Annotated in this window: 15 protein-coding genes; 6 read left to right on the top strand and 9 right to left on the bottom strand. The window is 45.5% G+C overall.

All coding sequences use genetic code 11. From position 1 onward, the window contains the following. Window positions 1-6 precede the first annotated feature (6 nt). From DY78_RS09550 to DY78_RS09535, 4 genes are all read right to left on the bottom strand, one after another. Window positions 7-411 carry a hypothetical protein gene (locus DY78_RS09550; RefSeq protein WP_051385195.1) on the bottom strand — a complete coding sequence of 135 codons (405 nt, stop codon included), beginning with the start codon at window positions 409-411 and terminating at the stop codon, window positions 7-9. Then, window positions 411-800 (bottom strand): hypothetical protein, encoded by a 390-nt coding sequence (locus DY78_RS09545; RefSeq protein ID WP_024624279.1) that lies wholly within the window; start codon window positions 798-800, stop codon window positions 411-413. The genes DY78_RS09550 and DY78_RS09545 overlap by 1 nt, the downstream gene beginning before the upstream one ends. A gap of 27 nt (window positions 801-827) precedes the next feature. Continuing rightward, window positions 828-1913, bottom strand: a complete 1086-nt coding sequence (locus tag DY78_RS09540; protein ID WP_029778875.1) for a WxLIP family cell surface protein — start codon at window positions 1911-1913, stop codon at window positions 828-830. A gap of 104 nt (window positions 1914-2017) precedes the next feature. Further along, a complete protein-coding gene (locus tag DY78_RS09535) occupies window positions 2018-2737 on the bottom strand; it encodes a WxL domain-containing protein (protein ID WP_024624281.1) in 720 nt (239 codons plus the stop codon). A gap of 686 nt (window positions 2738-3423) precedes the next feature. Here DY78_RS09535 and DY78_RS09530 point away from each other — a divergent pair. Beyond that, the gene (locus DY78_RS09530; RefSeq protein WP_156404117.1) at window positions 3424-5007 is read left to right on the top strand and encodes an Nramp family divalent metal transporter; all 1584 of its coding nucleotides are present in this window, start codon (window positions 3424-3426) and stop codon (window positions 5005-5007) included. Between the two features lie 662 nt (window positions 5008-5669). On the opposite strand, the gene DY78_RS09525 is transcribed toward DY78_RS09530, so the two are convergent. Both DY78_RS09525 and DY78_RS09520 read right to left on the bottom strand, forming a co-directional pair. Beyond that, on the bottom strand, window positions 5670-6509 hold the full coding sequence (locus tag DY78_RS09525; RefSeq protein WP_024624283.1) for a MurR/RpiR family transcriptional regulator: 840 nt from the start codon (window positions 6507-6509) through the stop codon (window positions 5670-5672). Window positions 6510-6521: 12 nt separating this feature from the next. Next, window positions 6522-8423, bottom strand: a complete 1902-nt coding sequence (locus DY78_RS09520; RefSeq protein ID WP_024624284.1) for a PTS fructose transporter subunit IIABC — start codon at window positions 8421-8423, stop codon at window positions 6522-6524. A 215-nt stretch (window positions 8424-8638) separates the two neighbouring features. Between DY78_RS09520 and DY78_RS09515 the strand changes: the two genes are divergently transcribed. The 5 genes from DY78_RS09515 to DY78_RS09495 all read left to right on the top strand — a co-directional run bounded on the left by DY78_RS09515 (window position 8639) and on the right by DY78_RS09495 (window position 13022). Next, the gene (locus DY78_RS09515) at window positions 8639-9265 is read left to right on the top strand and encodes a ribose-5-phosphate isomerase A (RefSeq protein WP_235810662.1); all 627 of its coding nucleotides are present in this window, start codon (window positions 8639-8641) and stop codon (window positions 9263-9265) included. After that, window positions 9265-10254: a Gfo/Idh/MocA family protein gene (locus tag DY78_RS09510; RefSeq protein ID WP_024624286.1), complete on the top strand. Its 990-nt coding sequence runs from the start codon at window positions 9265-9267 to the stop codon at window positions 10252-10254. Before DY78_RS09515 ends, DY78_RS09510 begins: the two co-directional genes overlap by 1 nt. A gap of 181 nt (window positions 10255-10435) precedes the next feature. After that, window positions 10436-10807 (top strand): cupredoxin domain-containing protein, encoded by a 372-nt coding sequence (locus DY78_RS09505; protein WP_024624287.1) that lies wholly within the window; start codon window positions 10436-10438, stop codon window positions 10805-10807. A gap of 14 nt (window positions 10808-10821) precedes the next feature. Continuing rightward, a complete protein-coding gene (locus tag DY78_RS09500) occupies window positions 10822-11091 on the top strand; it encodes a cupredoxin domain-containing protein (RefSeq protein ID WP_024624288.1) in 270 nt (89 codons plus the stop codon). After that, window positions 11091-13022 carry a copper-translocating P-type ATPase gene (locus DY78_RS09495; protein ID WP_029778878.1) on the top strand — a complete coding sequence of 644 codons (1932 nt, stop codon included), beginning with the start codon at window positions 11091-11093 and terminating at the stop codon, window positions 13020-13022. The genes DY78_RS09500 and DY78_RS09495 overlap by 1 nt, the downstream gene beginning before the upstream one ends. Before the next feature lie 490 nt (window positions 13023-13512). Here the strand turns inward: DY78_RS09495 and DY78_RS09490 are convergent, their stop codons facing one another. From DY78_RS09490 to DY78_RS09480, 3 genes are all read right to left on the bottom strand, one after another. Continuing rightward, window positions 13513-13731 (bottom strand): P8 family protein, encoded by a 219-nt coding sequence (locus DY78_RS09490; protein ID WP_024624290.1) that lies wholly within the window; start codon window positions 13729-13731, stop codon window positions 13513-13515. Between the two features lie 85 nt (window positions 13732-13816). Continuing rightward, window positions 13817-14329 carry a GtrA family protein gene (locus tag DY78_RS09485; protein ID WP_029778879.1) on the bottom strand — a complete coding sequence of 171 codons (513 nt, stop codon included), beginning with the start codon at window positions 14327-14329 and terminating at the stop codon, window positions 13817-13819. Between the two features lie 639 nt (window positions 14330-14968). After that, on the bottom strand, window positions 14969-15742 hold the full coding sequence (locus DY78_RS09480; protein WP_024624292.1) for a matrixin family metalloprotease: 774 nt from the start codon (window positions 15740-15742) through the stop codon (window positions 14969-14971). Window positions 15743-15853 lie beyond the last annotated feature (111 nt).

Below are 15853 nucleotides of genomic sequence, written 5' to 3'. Positions count from 1 at the left end.
GACTTACTATATTAAAGTGGTGGAATTGGTATTGTTAACTACAATTGTATGGGTCCCAGTTTGTACTGAAGTCCCATCACTATTCATTAAATCATAATACAGACCATTGATTTTACCGCCACCTCTACCGGTAATCGTCCCATCAAAAGTGATTTTCACTTGTGTGGTTGCCGTCGTAATCCGGTTATTAGACGTATTATTTGCAGTAATCGCCGTTAAAGATGGGTACAAACTCAGACCACCACCCGAATTACCAAAAACAACATTCCCAATCATTTTGTTAAAACTGTTACCAGTTCCACTCATGACGTCCGCCATCGTCGCGGCCTGCGCCGTGGTAGGTATCGCTAGCCCAGCCATAACTAGCCCCAAAAACATTAATAAAATTAATTGTAATTTATGTTTACGCACTAGTCATTGCCCCCCATCAATTCGGCCTTTTTCTCACGCCACACTAACTCGCTTAAAATAACCACCGCCAAAATCATCAAACCTAGCACACCCCAATACCAAGTCCAAGCTTCAGCCGTTTGTGGCAACCGCAAATTCGCATTCTTAGTCATCAACCAACCACTAGCTGATTGGCCGGTCTGATACGCATTTTTGGTCGTCACCACATGATAGGCAGCTTGCCCATTAGGAATTTGTGGACTAATCCCATCTTCATAATAATGACGCGTCGTCGTTTCATAAAAGCTCACTTGCGCTTGCGTATCACCAGACGATGCCGCCATCGCTGGTATGGTGAAGCTCAACACTATCACTAAAACCCCGACAGCTTTAAAAATCATTTTTTGCATCCGAAACGCCCCCCGCTAGCAAACTTATTAATCCTTATCCTTATTTTGACGTCGCTTTTTTAAGAAGAAGAACAACCATAAAATCAATAAAACTAAGATCAACATGCCTAATGCGCCAAAGACGATAAACCAAATAATATTAATCCCGGCATTATCAACGGACTTCTTATTATATTCATTGGCAGTCGCTTCGCTAATCGTAAAGTCTTTATCAAAGACCCACCGATGTTCGCTATTCTTGACGACCATGTGTAAATGATACTTGCCCGCTTGTAACTTCGTCGAACCAGTTAATAACGGGTATTTAAAGAACGAATTTGGTGCAATTTGTACGTTTTGTTTCTTTTCTTTCTTGACGACTTTGCCACTATTTTTACTAGTAACCGTCGTGTTCATCGTTAAATTAGAAATAATCGTAGCGGAAGTATTTCGTAAGTATGGAAAGATACCGCGATGATAGTTTTCCATACCAGCAGTGACTTTTTCTAAGGTCAGCTTCGGGCTGGGTACCGTGCCTTCAGTGTACTTCAAGCCAATCACATATGAATATTGGTTCTTAATATTCATTGAGCCCTTGACCGTCCCAGTGACCTTATCGTCAGCACGCCGGAAGTACCAGCCACCAAGAATGACCCCGTTAAAGTTCTTATTAGGCATCGTTACTTGCGCGGAAACGACTTTCGAACCATTCGCCGGTACGGTCACCGTTTTAGCGCCTTGCAACTTCGTAATATCACTCATCTTATATAGTAACGATGAATCATAAGTTTTGGCCGGCGTTACATAATCAATGACCCCATTTGTGTTCGTATATGCCGTGTGAATTGCCGTTTGAACTTTGATGTCCCGATTAGTCGTATTGTAAATAACTGTCTTTAAGACTTGGCTCTTACCTTTAGTCATCTTCAAATCAAAATAAGAATTCTTCTTATGAATTTGATTATCCGGAATCTTAGCACTAACACTAAACCCAATCGACCCGGACTGGGCCACTGAACTACTATTACTACTGCTACTGTTTTTAGCCGCCAATGCTGGTTGAACTAGTTGTAACCCCATCACTAACGCCCCAACTAATAAAATCTTTTGCCAGGTAGCTGTAAAAAATCGCATCGTCTTGCTCCCCCTCATTAAAAGTTATCACCTAGTAATTATATAAAACTATCTATGTAATAAAAAGTGACCACCATAAAAAGTAGCCACCTTAGTAGAAAAAATTATTTTGGTGCGTCACTCAAAGTCCAGTCTAAAGTTGCAGAGTAAGTTTGCGCTTTAGCGGCGTTAGCTGGAACCGTTAAGTTGATTGTTGAAGGATCCAATTGATCAGCAGTTACCCCAGCACCCGTACCACTGGCAGCATTTAAAACTGAGGCTGACGTTCCTAAAACGTTAGTTGCAGCAATGGCAGTTGCGCCACCGTTAGTCCCAGTAGAAGTAACCGTACCTTCTGGCAAGGCTAAGGTCGCACCCTTTAATTCATCAGAACCACTCGTCATGTTAGAACCAGTAACCGTCAAATTCCAACCCGCGTTCGTCCCACGAACATCGGCAACTTCAACAACGGCCTTCTTAGTACCACTTACATCCCATAATGAAGTCGTATCCCCTTCAGTAGCGTTGTAAGTTGCTGCGTTTGAGAAGTTGATTTCATGTGAACCGAAGTCTAATTTGTCCGTTACGTAAAGTAACTTTAAGTCACCAGTGTCAGTACTACCGTTATTCCCATCACCGGTTGATGAACCATCATTACCATCGGTTGATGGGTTACTTGGGTCAACTGGTGTTGTTACTTCAGTCCCCTTAGTAAAAGTGGCCGTTGCATCGGTTGTCCCTTGGACAGTGTTGTCCGAAGTAGACGCTGCATTCGCAACGACTGGTGCAACAACGGTGAATAATAACGTACTGCTCATTAATAAACTGCCAACAATTTTTTTCATTTTAGTGGTATCCCCTTTGTTTTTGCCCCCGTAAAGCATCAACCTTTTGATCCTCGCCGGTGAAATAATGTTCCTAACTCGTTAATTTGTCAGGTTAATGATTAATTAGCTCAAACGTATAATTCGCCATCACCCTCAAAGTAACTGAAATATAAATCTGCGCTATTAAGTACAATGATAATAGCATATTCATTTAACGACTGCAATAGTGAACGTTGTTTATTATCACACCGTTTAAATGTTGATCTGATTATATCAATTTACTGAAAGCAAACCCAGTATATAAAGAAACGCTCCCATTTTTGCAAATTTAGTTAATTACCCTAACTAAAAAATATTTAACTTGATACCCCGCAGTTTAGATGACTAGTGTTACACTTCTCCAATCAATTAATTTATGTTCTAATGTAAATTTTCGTAAAGCAATCCCAATAGTCTCCAAAACTTTGCCGGTTTATTCAACACCTGCAAAGCGTTGGTTACTGATTATCGAGTGATAACTTTAATTTCGTGACGAAACTAATAATCTTCATCAAAATTTACGTATAGAGGGTCTAAGTAGGTAGATTTTATATCGAATCAACTATTTTTGTAGGCAACCCTAAAAAAACATTTTACTTTCATAAAATATACGGTACAATATCAAAGGCTTAAGAGTTAAGAAAGGTGGCCTATTAGGTTTGAGTATTGGGGAAAACAAGACGGCGCATAAGCATAAATTATTGGAATATGCGAACGGCCCGTCGTTACAAGAGATTAATGGGACAGTCGAAGTACCTAAGGGGAAAGGCTTCTGGCGCACGCTATTTGCTTATTCCGGTCCCGGCGCATTAGTCGCCGTTGGTTATATGGATCCGGGTAACTGGTCCACGTCGATTACTGGGGGGCAAAACTTCCAGTACTTACTCATGTCAGTCATTTTAATGTCGAGTTTAATTGCCATGTTATTACAATATATGGCAGCTAAACTGGGAATCGTCAGCCAAATGGACTTAGCCCAAGCAATTCGGGCACGGACGAGTAAGCAGTTAGGAATTGTATTATGGATTTTAACGGAGTTGGCCATTATGGCAACCGATATCGCTGAAGTTATTGGGGCGGCGATTGCGTTGTACTTACTGTTCCACATTCCGTTAGTCATTGCGGTCTTTATTACCGTTTTTGACGTGTTATTACTATTGTTATTGACCAAGATTGGCTTCCGTAAGATTGAAGCCTTAGTCGTTTGTTTGATTTTAGTCATTTTATTCGTATTCGTTTATCAAGTTGCCTTATCAAATCCTGACTGGGGTGGCATTGTGCGGGGCTTAGTGCCTTCAGCTGCCACATTTTCAACCGACCACCCTGTCGGCGGGATGACGGCCTTAACTGGTTCCCTTGGGATTATCGGGGCAACCGTCATGCCACATAACTTGTACTTACATTCCGCAATTTCACAAACGCGGAAGATCGACCGTAACGATGAAGAAGATATCGCGCGCACAGTGCGGTTCACGACTTGGGATTCCAACATCCAATTAACGTTCGCCTTTGTCGTTAACTCCCTTTTATTAATCATGGGGGTCGCCGTTTTCAAGACGGGCGCTGTTAAAGATCCATCGTTCTTCGGGTTGTTCCAAGCCCTATCCGATACTTCCATGCTAAGTAACGGCTTACTGATTGCCGTTGCCAAGTCCGGGGCCTTGTCAGTCTTGTTCGCCGTCGCTTTATTAGCTTCGGGGCAAAACTCGACGATTACTGGAACGTTAACTGGGCAAGTTATTATGGAAGGGTTCATTCATATGCGGACGCCGTTATGGGTACGACGGTTAGTGACACGGTTGTTATCCGTGGTTCCCGTATTGCTTTGTGTCCTCTTCACGAGTTCCAAAGGTGGCGTCGAAGAACATACGGCCTTAAACACCTTAATGAACAACTCCCAAGTGTTCTTGGCCTTTGCCCTCCCATTCTCGATGTTGCCATTATTAATGATGACTAACAGCGAAGTTGAAATGGGCAAAGGTTTCAAAAATACGTTATGGGTCCGCGTTTTAGGCTGGGTTTCCGTTATCGGTTTAACTTACTTAAACATGATTGGGTTACCGGACCAAATTCAAGCGTTCTTTGGTGACAATCCAACTAACGCTCAAGTTCAAATTGCCAATATCATTGCCTACATTTTGATTGCCGGCGTCTTGTCCTTACTCGCTTGGACGACTTACGATCTCTATCGTGGTAACAAACGCTACGCCGCTAAGGTTGAAGCACATATGGCCGCTTTAGAAGATTAAGCTTAAACATCGCTATATCAAAAAGGCACCAGCCGAAAGTTTCGAAACTTCCGGCTGGTGCCTTTTTCTTATTCTAATTGTCGTAACCTGATTTTCAAGCGGCCTTTCCAAATATCAGCAAATCTACGTTAACTGAAGTTTTCACTATTAGTCATATAACATGGCACAGCTTAAAAAAATTAACTGCTACCCCATTTTATAATCAACTCACCGCGCGCAACTCTACCATTGTCTACCTATTGATTATGATTTTCGTAACTTCATATACTTAACATGATTTTGAAACTGAGCTGAGATTAGTAGTTGGCTGACCGTAATGGAATCGTCCTGAAGGTGGTGTTAACGGGCGTTTTTGGCCCGTTTACACCACGGACGTCTTTTGAGACTTGGGCTTCAGGCTCAAAAGCGAGGTCCAAGACCGCTTCTCAGGCTTGGACCGGTCCCAGGACGATGGAATTACGTCAGCCAACTACGGCAATAACCAACTACTAGCAAGAACCGGAATTATCGCTGGCGTCTTTTCCTTATCTTGATTGTCGAAACGTGATTTTCAAGGCAGTTTGTTCCGCTTAACCCGGGATGAGCAATGGTGCCAAGCCCAGGCACCATCACTCGTCCCACGTTAATGCTCGCAAACTAACCGCCTTGAAGACCACTCTTTTTTATACTTTCAACGTCGAAATCAAATTTTCATGCCGTTGAATATAACTCAACCGTTGCCGGTCTTCCGCAATCAAAAGTAAGAATAACGCCTCGGTCACCGTCATCGCCGCAACGCGTGAAAAATAATATTCGGCATTTAAGACTTGTTGGCGTACCGCCGTCCGTAAATGATAATCGGCCTGTAACGCAATGGGTGAATCGTTACGGTTAGTGACCGCAATGACTTGCAAGCCTCGTTGATGGGCCGTATTGATTTGTTGCAGTAGTGCTTTGGATTCACCGGAATTGGAAATCACTAATAAGACATCGCGCTCGGTTAAATTCAGGGTTTGCGCTAAGGCGGTTTCCCAAGATTCAGTCCCGATTGCTAAGATGCCAATCTGATTGAAACGATAGACCGCATCCGCAACTACCGGAAAGGTATTCCCTTCGGCCGCAATTTGTAAGACGCGGGCCTGGTCGATCACTTGCAAGATTTTTTTGACCGTCGGCGTTTTAAAACTATCTAACGTATGGCTGATTTCCGCGACTTTATTCGTTTTAATCGTCGTCAACGCCTGTTGGATATTATCAATGTTAATTTCATCATAATACGTCGCTTCGTCATCAGAAACTTTGGCGAGTTCAATTTTCAAATGATGAAAACCGGTCAGTGACAAATTTTTGCAAAAGCGGGAAATTGACGCTTCACTGACCGCCGCGAGCGTCGCTAATTCTGAAATCGTATAATTGATAGCTTTTTGTGGATTCGCTAAAATCACACCGGCAATTTTTTTGTCAGTCTGGGTCATCGACCCCAGATTGCCGTAAATAATGTCAATAATATTATCGTTGTCCATGCTGCCAACTCCTTATTCGGCGCTTTGTTGGTCCCGTTGCGGCCGCCATAAACCATAAATCGTGCCAGCGACTAACGCCCCAATAACGAGCGCGGCCACAAAGTACAACGGGTGCTGCATTAATAATACCACCCATAAGCCACCATGGGGAGCTGGAACGCGGACTTGCCACCATTGCGTTAAGCCCCCCGCTAAGACTGAACCAATCACACATGACGTAATCACCCGCATCGGGTCCGCAATCGCAAACGGAATTGCCCCTTCGGTAATGAAAGAAATGCCTAACACATAATTGCTGACGCCGGCTTTGCGTTCATCGGCCGTAAATTTATGTTTCCAAATCGTCGTGGCTAAAGCAATCGCCAATGGTGGCACCATGCCACCGACCATCACGGCCGCCATCATACTCCCATTGCCCGTTTCCGTTAGGACCCCAATGGCGGTCGTGTATGCCGCTTTATTCACCGGTCCGCCTAAGTCAACGGCTTGCATCCCACCTAAAATGGCGCCGAGTAACACGGCGTTGGCGGTGCCCATATTCGTTAATAATTTGATCAAGAATAAGTTGACGATGGAAAAAATCGGGTCAATCACAAAGTACATCGCCACCCCGACTAGGAATAATCCTAAGATTGGGAAAATAATCATCGGTTTCAAGCCATCCAGTGATTGCGGCAACTTACGAAAGACGTGTTTCAGCCAAACAATCACATAACCTGCCAGAAAACCCGCAATGATTCCACCAATAAACCCGGCACTCCCCGTCGATTTAACAATACTGGCACTTGCTTGGGTGGCCATATACCCACCGACAAACCCGGGCATTAACGCCGGCCGGTCACCAATTGAATACGCAATAAAGCCGGCTAAAATCGGAATTAAGAAACTAAAGGCATTCGTCCCTAATGAATTGAGGAACGTGAATGCCAATGAACTTTTACCTAACGCTTGTTCCAACATAAACGACAAGGCCATTAAAATCCCCCCGCCGACCACAAATGGTAACATGTTGGAAATCCCGCTCATCAGATCTTGGTAAACATGATGCCAGATCCCCTGCTTCTCATCAGTGGCCGTAGCCGCAGTGGTATTACCTGAATCATCAAAAATCGGCGCGTCGCCAGCCGCAGCTTGTTTAATCAACGCTTCCGGCCGCTTAATGCCATCAACAACGGGTACTTGTAACACAGGTTTACCCGCAAAGCGCGCCACTTCAACTTTTTTGTCAGCGGCAATAATGATACCGGCGGCCCGCTTAATATCAGCGGCACTTAATTGGTGCTTGACCCCTTCCGAACCATTCGTTTCAACCTTGATAGGAATTTGCAGACTAGCCCCCGCTTTGAGTAAGGCGGATTCGGCCATATACGTATGCGCAATTCCAGTCGGACAAGCGGTCACCGCTAAGACTAACGGGGCATCTGCCGCGACCGGCACGGCTTTAGTTGGGGCAGTTTGCCGCGCTTGGGCCTGTTCAAAAGCCTGTTGGACGGCGGCCGGACTAGTAACCGTCTGCAAATCAGTTAATAATTGTTTATCTAACAATAGTGACGATAACGCCGCCAAAGTTTGTAAATGCATTTCATTGGCCTGTGCCGGCACCGCAATCATGAAGAACAAGTGTACCGGTTGACCATCTAATGATTGATAATCGACCCCTGCTTGGCTCCGGGCAAATAAGACCGTGGCTTGTTGGACTGCCGCATTTTTGGCATGCGGCATCGCAATACCATCCCCAATGCCAGTCGAAGTTTCCTGTTCCCGTTTTAAAATATCCGCGCGATAAACTTCGCGGTCGTTAATGACACCGCTTTCAAATAACTGGTCAACCATTTCATCAATGGCACTCATTTTATCGGTCGCCGCTAAATCTAGGATCATCACCGCGGGATTCAATAGTTCTTTAATATCCATGTTGAAAGTCCCTTTCTCAAATAAATAAATTGTGAAATTTTTATTAAGACTAATTTACTCACTTTCGCTGTAATTGTCAACTTTTAAATTAATTTGACGTGAATTAATTTTCGTGATATAACTATTCGTGAAAATAAATTACAAAAAATATTTATCAGAGGTGTTAGCTTATCGAACCTATTATTCAAGCTGCGCTACAGCTAATCAAACCTGGCATGACGCTAGCTTTAGGTGGCGGCAGCAATGTCGCCCATTTAGCGCACGCCTTAGCGCAACGCCCAGCTTTGGACTTAACAATCGTGTCACCATCGGAATTGACACGGACGACTTGTGTTCAACTCGGCTTACCCATCACTAACTTGACGGCTTCCATGACCATCGACTTAGCTTTTGATGGTTGTGACAGTTTAGATACGCATTTGAATGCCTTAAAGAGTAACGGTGGCATTCATTCATTAGAAAAGATTTACGCCGAACGGGCTGATCAGTACATTATTTTAATGCCGCTCAGCCGCTTGACACCGACGCTCAATGCCGACTTGCCGCTGTGCTTAGAAGTTATTGAACCAGCCGTGGCCAACGTACAACATTTTGTAACCGCTGCCGGTTATCAAGCCACTATCCGGACGGCCGACCAAATGGCGGGCTGGGTCCGGACACCGAACGGCAACCTGCTATTAGATGTACACGCCAGCGACTGGTCGCAGTTGTCAGCATTCAACGCGCAAGTGAGTCAACAAAACGGCGTGGTCGCCACGTCTTATTTTAAAAATTTAGTTACCCGGGCTTTCGCCTTTGACGAGGCCGGGACAGTTCACGAAATTAGAAAGGATGAAGCATAATGAAAAAATATAACTGGGGTATGATTGGGACAGGTTGGATTGCGCATGAAATGGCCGATGCGATTAATGACGTGAATGGGCAAGTTTATGCCGTTGCCGATGTTAATGAAGACATGTTGAAAAAATTTGCCGCCGAAAAACACATCGCGAAGACGTTCACCGACGCCAATGCAATGATTGCTGACCCCAACGTGGATGTCATTTACATTGCCACGCCACATACGTATCACTTTGGCTACATTAAAGCGGCCTTGAATGCAGGCAAACACGTCTTTTGTGAAAAAGCTATCACGGTCAATGCGCGTCAATTTGACGAAGTTCAACAACTCGCCGCTGACAAACATTTGATTTTAACGGAAGGCTTCACCCTCTATCACATGCCAATTTATAACCAAGTTCGGGATTTAATCGCTAGTGGCAAGCTTGGTGAAATCAAGTTAGTGCAAGTTAACTTTGGGAGTTTGAAGGACTATGACCCGAAGAACCGCTTCTTCAACAAGCAATTAGCTGGCGGCGCCTTGTTAGATATTGGCGGTTACGCAACTGCCTTTGCTCGTACGTTCTTAGCCAGCCAACCTAACACGACCCTGACGACCGTCAAGTTCTTCGAAACTGGGGTCGACGAACAATCCGGGATTATTTTGAAAAACGACGAAGAACAACTAGCCGTCATGGCCTTATCCATGCGGGCTAAGCAGCCAAAACGTGGCGTTATTTCAGGGACCAAGGGTTACGTTGAAATCAACAACTATCCTCGGGCGACGAGTGCCGAAGTGACTTATACGGAAGACGCCCACGCCAGTCAAAGCGAAACCTTGACGGCCGGCGATGCCGACCAAGCACTCCGTTACGAAGTTCGTGATATGCAACGCTATATCGAAACAGGCCATGATGACGGTCAATTGGCAACATCACACGATGTCAGCCATATTTTGAACAGTGTCCGGAACGCTTGGGGCATGAAGTACCCCTTCGATAATCAAATCTAAATAACCGCTCAGGCAAGGCCGGCGCTGCTTTAGGGACATCCCAGCAGCGCCGGTTTTTTTGTAATCACTAGCCTGATTTCACCTCGGCATAATTCCTTGATTTTTGTCGTTGACATTTGTAAACGATGAGACTATACTTACTTCATTGATTACAAACGTAAACATAAGGAGTCTGAGTTACATGATTAAATTAATCGTTACAATCGTTACTTTGGGGCTAATTGCCTTTATTGTCTGGTGGTTCTTCGGCAAACACGCCGAAACTACTGCCGCTGCCGACCAAACGGCTGACCAACAAGCCGTCAACGTTGAAGTTGATGGCGGCTATACGCCGAACACCGTTGTCTTAAAACGTGGGGTCCCCGCCAACATCAATTTCACCCGCAAGGACCCATCCACTTGTTTAGAACAAGTCGTTTTCCCCGATTTTGGAATCAATCAGTTTTTAGCCAAAGATCAAAATACCGCCATCAATATTGATACGAGTAAACCTGGCGAATACGAATACGCCTGTGGCATGAACATGTTCCACGGCAAAGTCATCATTAAATAAGGGAGATTATCATTATGACTAAATTACAAACTGCAACAATTACCGTCGATGGCGCTTATACGCCGAATACCGTGACTTTCAAGCAAGGTGAACCGGCCCAACTAACCTTTAATCGCATCAGCACGACCGGTTGTTTGGACGAAGTGATCTTACCAAAAGATACGACAAAGTACCCCCTACCCCTCAACACGCCGCAAACCTTTGATATCGACACGAGTAAAGCCGGCGAATATGAATTTACGTGCGGCATGAACATGGCGCTTGGAAAGGTGGTCGTGCAATAATGTCAGTCAAAAACCGCTTCGTCTTCTCATTAGTCGTTTCGTTTCCCATGCTCATTGAAATGCTGCTCCAACCGTTCGGCTTCAGTTTACCCGGCCACGAATGGACAATGTTTTTACTGACGACGGCGGTCATGATTGTCTCAGCGGGCCCCTTCTTGCGAAGTGCGTGGGCCGCTTTTCGCCATCATCACGCCAATATGGACACCCTCGTCGCCGTTGGAACCGCGACGGCTTACTTTTACAGCATTTATGCAATGTTAAATCACCAAGCCGTTTTCTATGAAAGTGCCGCATTTGTCGTTACTTTCATCTTATTAGGCCAATATTTCGAAGACAAAATGAAGCACTCCGCTTCCGGGGCCGTTGAAAAATTGCTCGATTTACAAGCAAAAGACGCCGAAGTCATGCGGGACGGCCAACTCGTTAAGATTCCGTTGACCGAAGTCGTGGTAGGTGACTTGATTCGGGTCAAACCTGGCCAAAAGATTGCCGTCGATGGGGTTATTACGGAAGGTTCTTCCACTATCGATGAATCCATGGTCACCGGTGAAAGTATGCCGGTCGAAAAGCGCGCTGGCGATAGTGTCATCGGCGCGACCATGAATAACACCGGGACCTTTATGTTCAAGGCCAATAAGATTGGTAACGATACGTTGTTGTCACAAATCGTCGAAATGGTTAAAAAGGCTCAAACGAGTCACGCGCCGATTCAAAAAACGGTCGATAAAATCGCCGACATCTTTGTCCCAACGGTATTAATTATTGCTATTCTGACATTCTTCACTTGGTACGTTTTACTCGGCGCTAGCGTCGTCAACGCGATGTTATTTGCAGTCTCCGTAGTCATCATTGCTTGTCCGTGTGCGCTTGGCATCGCCACCCCGACGGCATTAATGGTCGGGACCGGTCGTAGCGCTAAAATGGGTATTCTAATTAAAAACGGTGAAGTCTTAGAAGCTGCCAACACGATTAAAACGGTCGTTTTCGACAAAACGGGGACGATCACAAACGGCAAGCCCAAAGTCACCGATATCGTGGGTGATGAAACGCAAGTCTTAACGATTGCCGCCCAACTCGAAGCCGCTTCCGAACATCCGTTAGCCGCCGCCATCATGGACCGTGCTAACGCAGCCGGCGTCACGCCGACCGCCGCCACAAATTTTCAAGCGATTCAAGGTAAAGGCGTGCAAGCACAAATTGGCGCTCAACAAGCCTTTATCGGTAATGACAAATTATTAAACGACTACCATTTAACGTCCGACTTAACGCAACAAATGACCCAACTTCAAAATGAAGCCAAAACGGTCGTTCTCGTTGGTTTAAGTGACCAAGTCATTGGTCTAATCGCGATTCAAGACGCGCCGAAACCAACTTCCGCAACCGCCATCGCCGAACTCAAAGCGCAAGGTTTACGGACCGTCATGTTGACTGGGGATAACGAACTAGTCGCCCAAGCCATTGCCAAACAAGTCGGTATCGACCAAGTGATCGCTGACGTTTTACCGGGTGACAAGGCCGACCACGTTAAACAACTTCAAACTGAGGGCCCCGTCGCTTTTGTTGGTGATGGCATTAACGACGCGCCCGCCCTAACCACGGCGGATATCGGGATTGCCATGGGTTCGGGGACCGACATTGCCATCGAATCCGGTGGCATCGTCCTCGTCAAAAACGACTTGCGCGATGTCGTTCGCGCCCTCGAACTCAGCCGCAAGACTTTTAATCGGATTAAACTGAATTTATTTTGGGCATTCATTTACAATACGCTCGGTATTCCCGTGGCGGCCGGCTTATTCTTCGGTATCGGCTTGAGTCTGAGCCCTGAACTTGCCGGTTTAGGGATGGCGTTAAGTTCATTATCTGTCGTCGCTAGTTCCCTATTATTGAACAAGAGCAAATTAACGACGCGCGTTGACGCCCAGGAGGCCTAAATTATGGATGAAAAATTCTTTAGTAAAAGCACATGGTTGACCATTGTGGCGGCGCTAGTTTACACCGGTATCGCCACCGTGCTCGGCGTTGTGATTATGAATATCGTTAAGTTTTAAGCTCATCAACTTGGTCAACCATGCTGATGAGTACTAATGGTTGGCCATAGCTTCTGATCCGCAATTCCCCCGGGGGAGGGCTAATTGCGCTCTAAATTAAAACTGGTTCGCTGATATTTCAGCGAGCCAGTTTTTTTGTGGCGATTTAACTTGATACTTGCGCATGGATTTACTAGGGTTCCTATTTTTATTGCTGAAACGCGAAAAGACCAACTGTCCCCTCCGCTTGCTACGCGTAAGCACAAATGCAAAAACCGCATTAGTACTTACGCTAGGCAATGCTCGGAGGCAACCCGTTGGCCTTTTCGCTCTTCACAGCTACTCAACAGGCAGCTGTGTACGCTTAGTTTGAAAAATTAAGTTGTTGAAAAAGTTAAGCCTTCAAGAGCTTGGTAACTTCATCCTTGAGCTTAGCTTCATCCATTGTCATGTAAGGCGCTACTTCGTCGGCCGTCTTATCCGTGTCATGATTGTCCGCATCCATGAAGTGATTCCAAATTGCATCCCGTACGGGTGTCTTGGCATCGCTCCAGTCAAATACGTCCTTCATTGATTCGTCTAAAACACTATTCATTTCAACTGCTGCAGCCATCCTAAAACAACTTCCTTTCTAAAACTTTGGTACAACTATATTATAGTCGCCTTTTTCAGAAGTGTTCATATTTTGTTCGCGTTTGTTAACTTTCGACTGGATGCTTGAAAACAATTAACTTCGACAAGAAAAAGTTCCCAACGACCGCTAACCCATGGCCAACAATTTTCGCAATCGTCGGATGGACGGTTAACACGGAAACGAGTAGCCACAAAATAACGGCTTCTAAAATATAGGTTAAGACGCGCGTCCCATAAAACTTCAACATTTCATGAAATGGCCGGTCGGATTCGTGTTTAAAGACGATCATCCGGTCAATCCAAAAGGCTACTTGGACACTCAAAATCCACGCTAATAAGTTCGCGATTTGATATTCCACGTTCAATACGTGGTTAAATAAATAAAACGCACTCAAGTTCACAATCACACTGACGGTGCCCCAGACTAAATAACGTTGGGCTTGAGCGCGCGATTGTTGCTTAAGTTCTGCAATTTCGGCCGCATATTCGGCTTCAGTTTCGGTCAGTTCTGCTTCATACTCGGCGGGACTGGTCGGATAATGTTGGTGTTGCAAAGGTTGTTTTCCTGATTCTGCCATCTTCAACAACGGACCTTTCTGTCATAGACTTACTATCCATCATTCATTATAGGAGTCTCACCGCCGTTTAGAAAGCCACAACCGTCGCAGGTCGTTGCTTTGTCACTCCGCCAGGCCGGCACAGCGGAGTTCGGTGAGGACCGGTCGCGGCCAAAAACCGGTCTGCAACCTCGCTTTCGAGCCTAAAGACCAAGTCTCAAAAGACGTCCCGCAATGGCTACTAGCAAAGACCGCTAGCACCATTGCCGCCACGGAACACTGTGCCGGCCTGGCTCCGCTTAGATTACCGTACAACCAAATGTCATCGGATACTTGTTTTTTATAACCTAGCGCTACTTATTCACTCTCATACCCATTCCACTACCAATTAGCCAATTAAATTAAATTAATTCTATTCACAGTCCAAGTACCACATTTAGCGTAGCCAGTCGGATATGATGCGCTATGAAAGCAATGTTAGGCAGCGTTTTTGGCTGCCTTACTTTGCGGACGCCTTTAAAGACGCGATTTTCGGCTTTAAAGCGAGGTGGCAGACCGCCCTTTGGCTGGCACCGGTCCCCTCAGCGCATCATATCCGACTGGCGTAGCGGCAAATAAAAAACGCGTCCAGCCAATCACACAGCAAAACGCGTTCAAATACTATTTAGATTTGTTGTAAATCTTCTTTAAACCGTCGATGTCGCCGGTTGATAACTTGTACTTGCCTTGACTGACGGGATACATCACAGAATCAGTCGACGTGCTGTGGTCTAAGCCAAGGGCGTGCCCTAATTCGTGGACCGCTACTGAATCACTGAAGGCGGCGGAATAGTCACCGTTCAAGCTGGCCGTGGCTTCGTTCCAAGTCGTGGTACCCTTCCAGCTGACCCGTTTAACAATCTTGGGGCCCCCGTGGCCTAACTCCACTGTACTGCTGTCGGCAGCCATTTTCTTGTAATAGACCGAAAAGGTAATCGAATTGGCCCGTTTTGGCGCGGTTCCTTCAACTAAATGAACCAAGCCGGTCGCATTGTATTCGGCAATCGCATCTTTGAATACCCGCCGACCAGCGGCGGATAAATCACTGTCAAACTGATAATAATACGTTTTTGATAACGTGACGCCTTGCACGATGGATTCCGTCGGCGTGACGACCACATTGCTCGTACTACTGCTCGTACCCGTTGAACTGGTCGTTGTCGTACTCGTTTTAGTCTTACTTGAATTACTACTACTACTTGCTGCTTCCGTATTGTCAGCGGCATTTTTGACCAACTGACTCGATAAGTGACCTGATAAAGCGGTGGCTAGCTTGGTGCCATAATAGCCAACTGCCGTTTCAACTTGTGGTAAATAGGTGGCGCGATTATTGTAGCCCCAACCAACTGCTAGGACGATAACCACTGCCCATAATAGCCGTTTAATTGCTCTCATTTGGGGTATGCTCCTTTACGACAAAATAATTACGGTGACTGTTACACTTAATAAGTCCGCAATTTGTCTCAATTCTATTTAACCACAGCCCAAAAACATTTTATATAGATA

Source organism: Lactiplantibacillus fabifermentans DSM 21115 (assembly GCF_000498955.2).
Lineage (GTDB): Bacteria > Bacillota > Bacilli > Lactobacillales > Lactobacillaceae > Lactiplantibacillus > Lactiplantibacillus fabifermentans.
The sequence above is the reverse complement of the archived record's forward strand: the minus strand, read 5'-3'. Positions and strand labels throughout refer to the sequence as shown.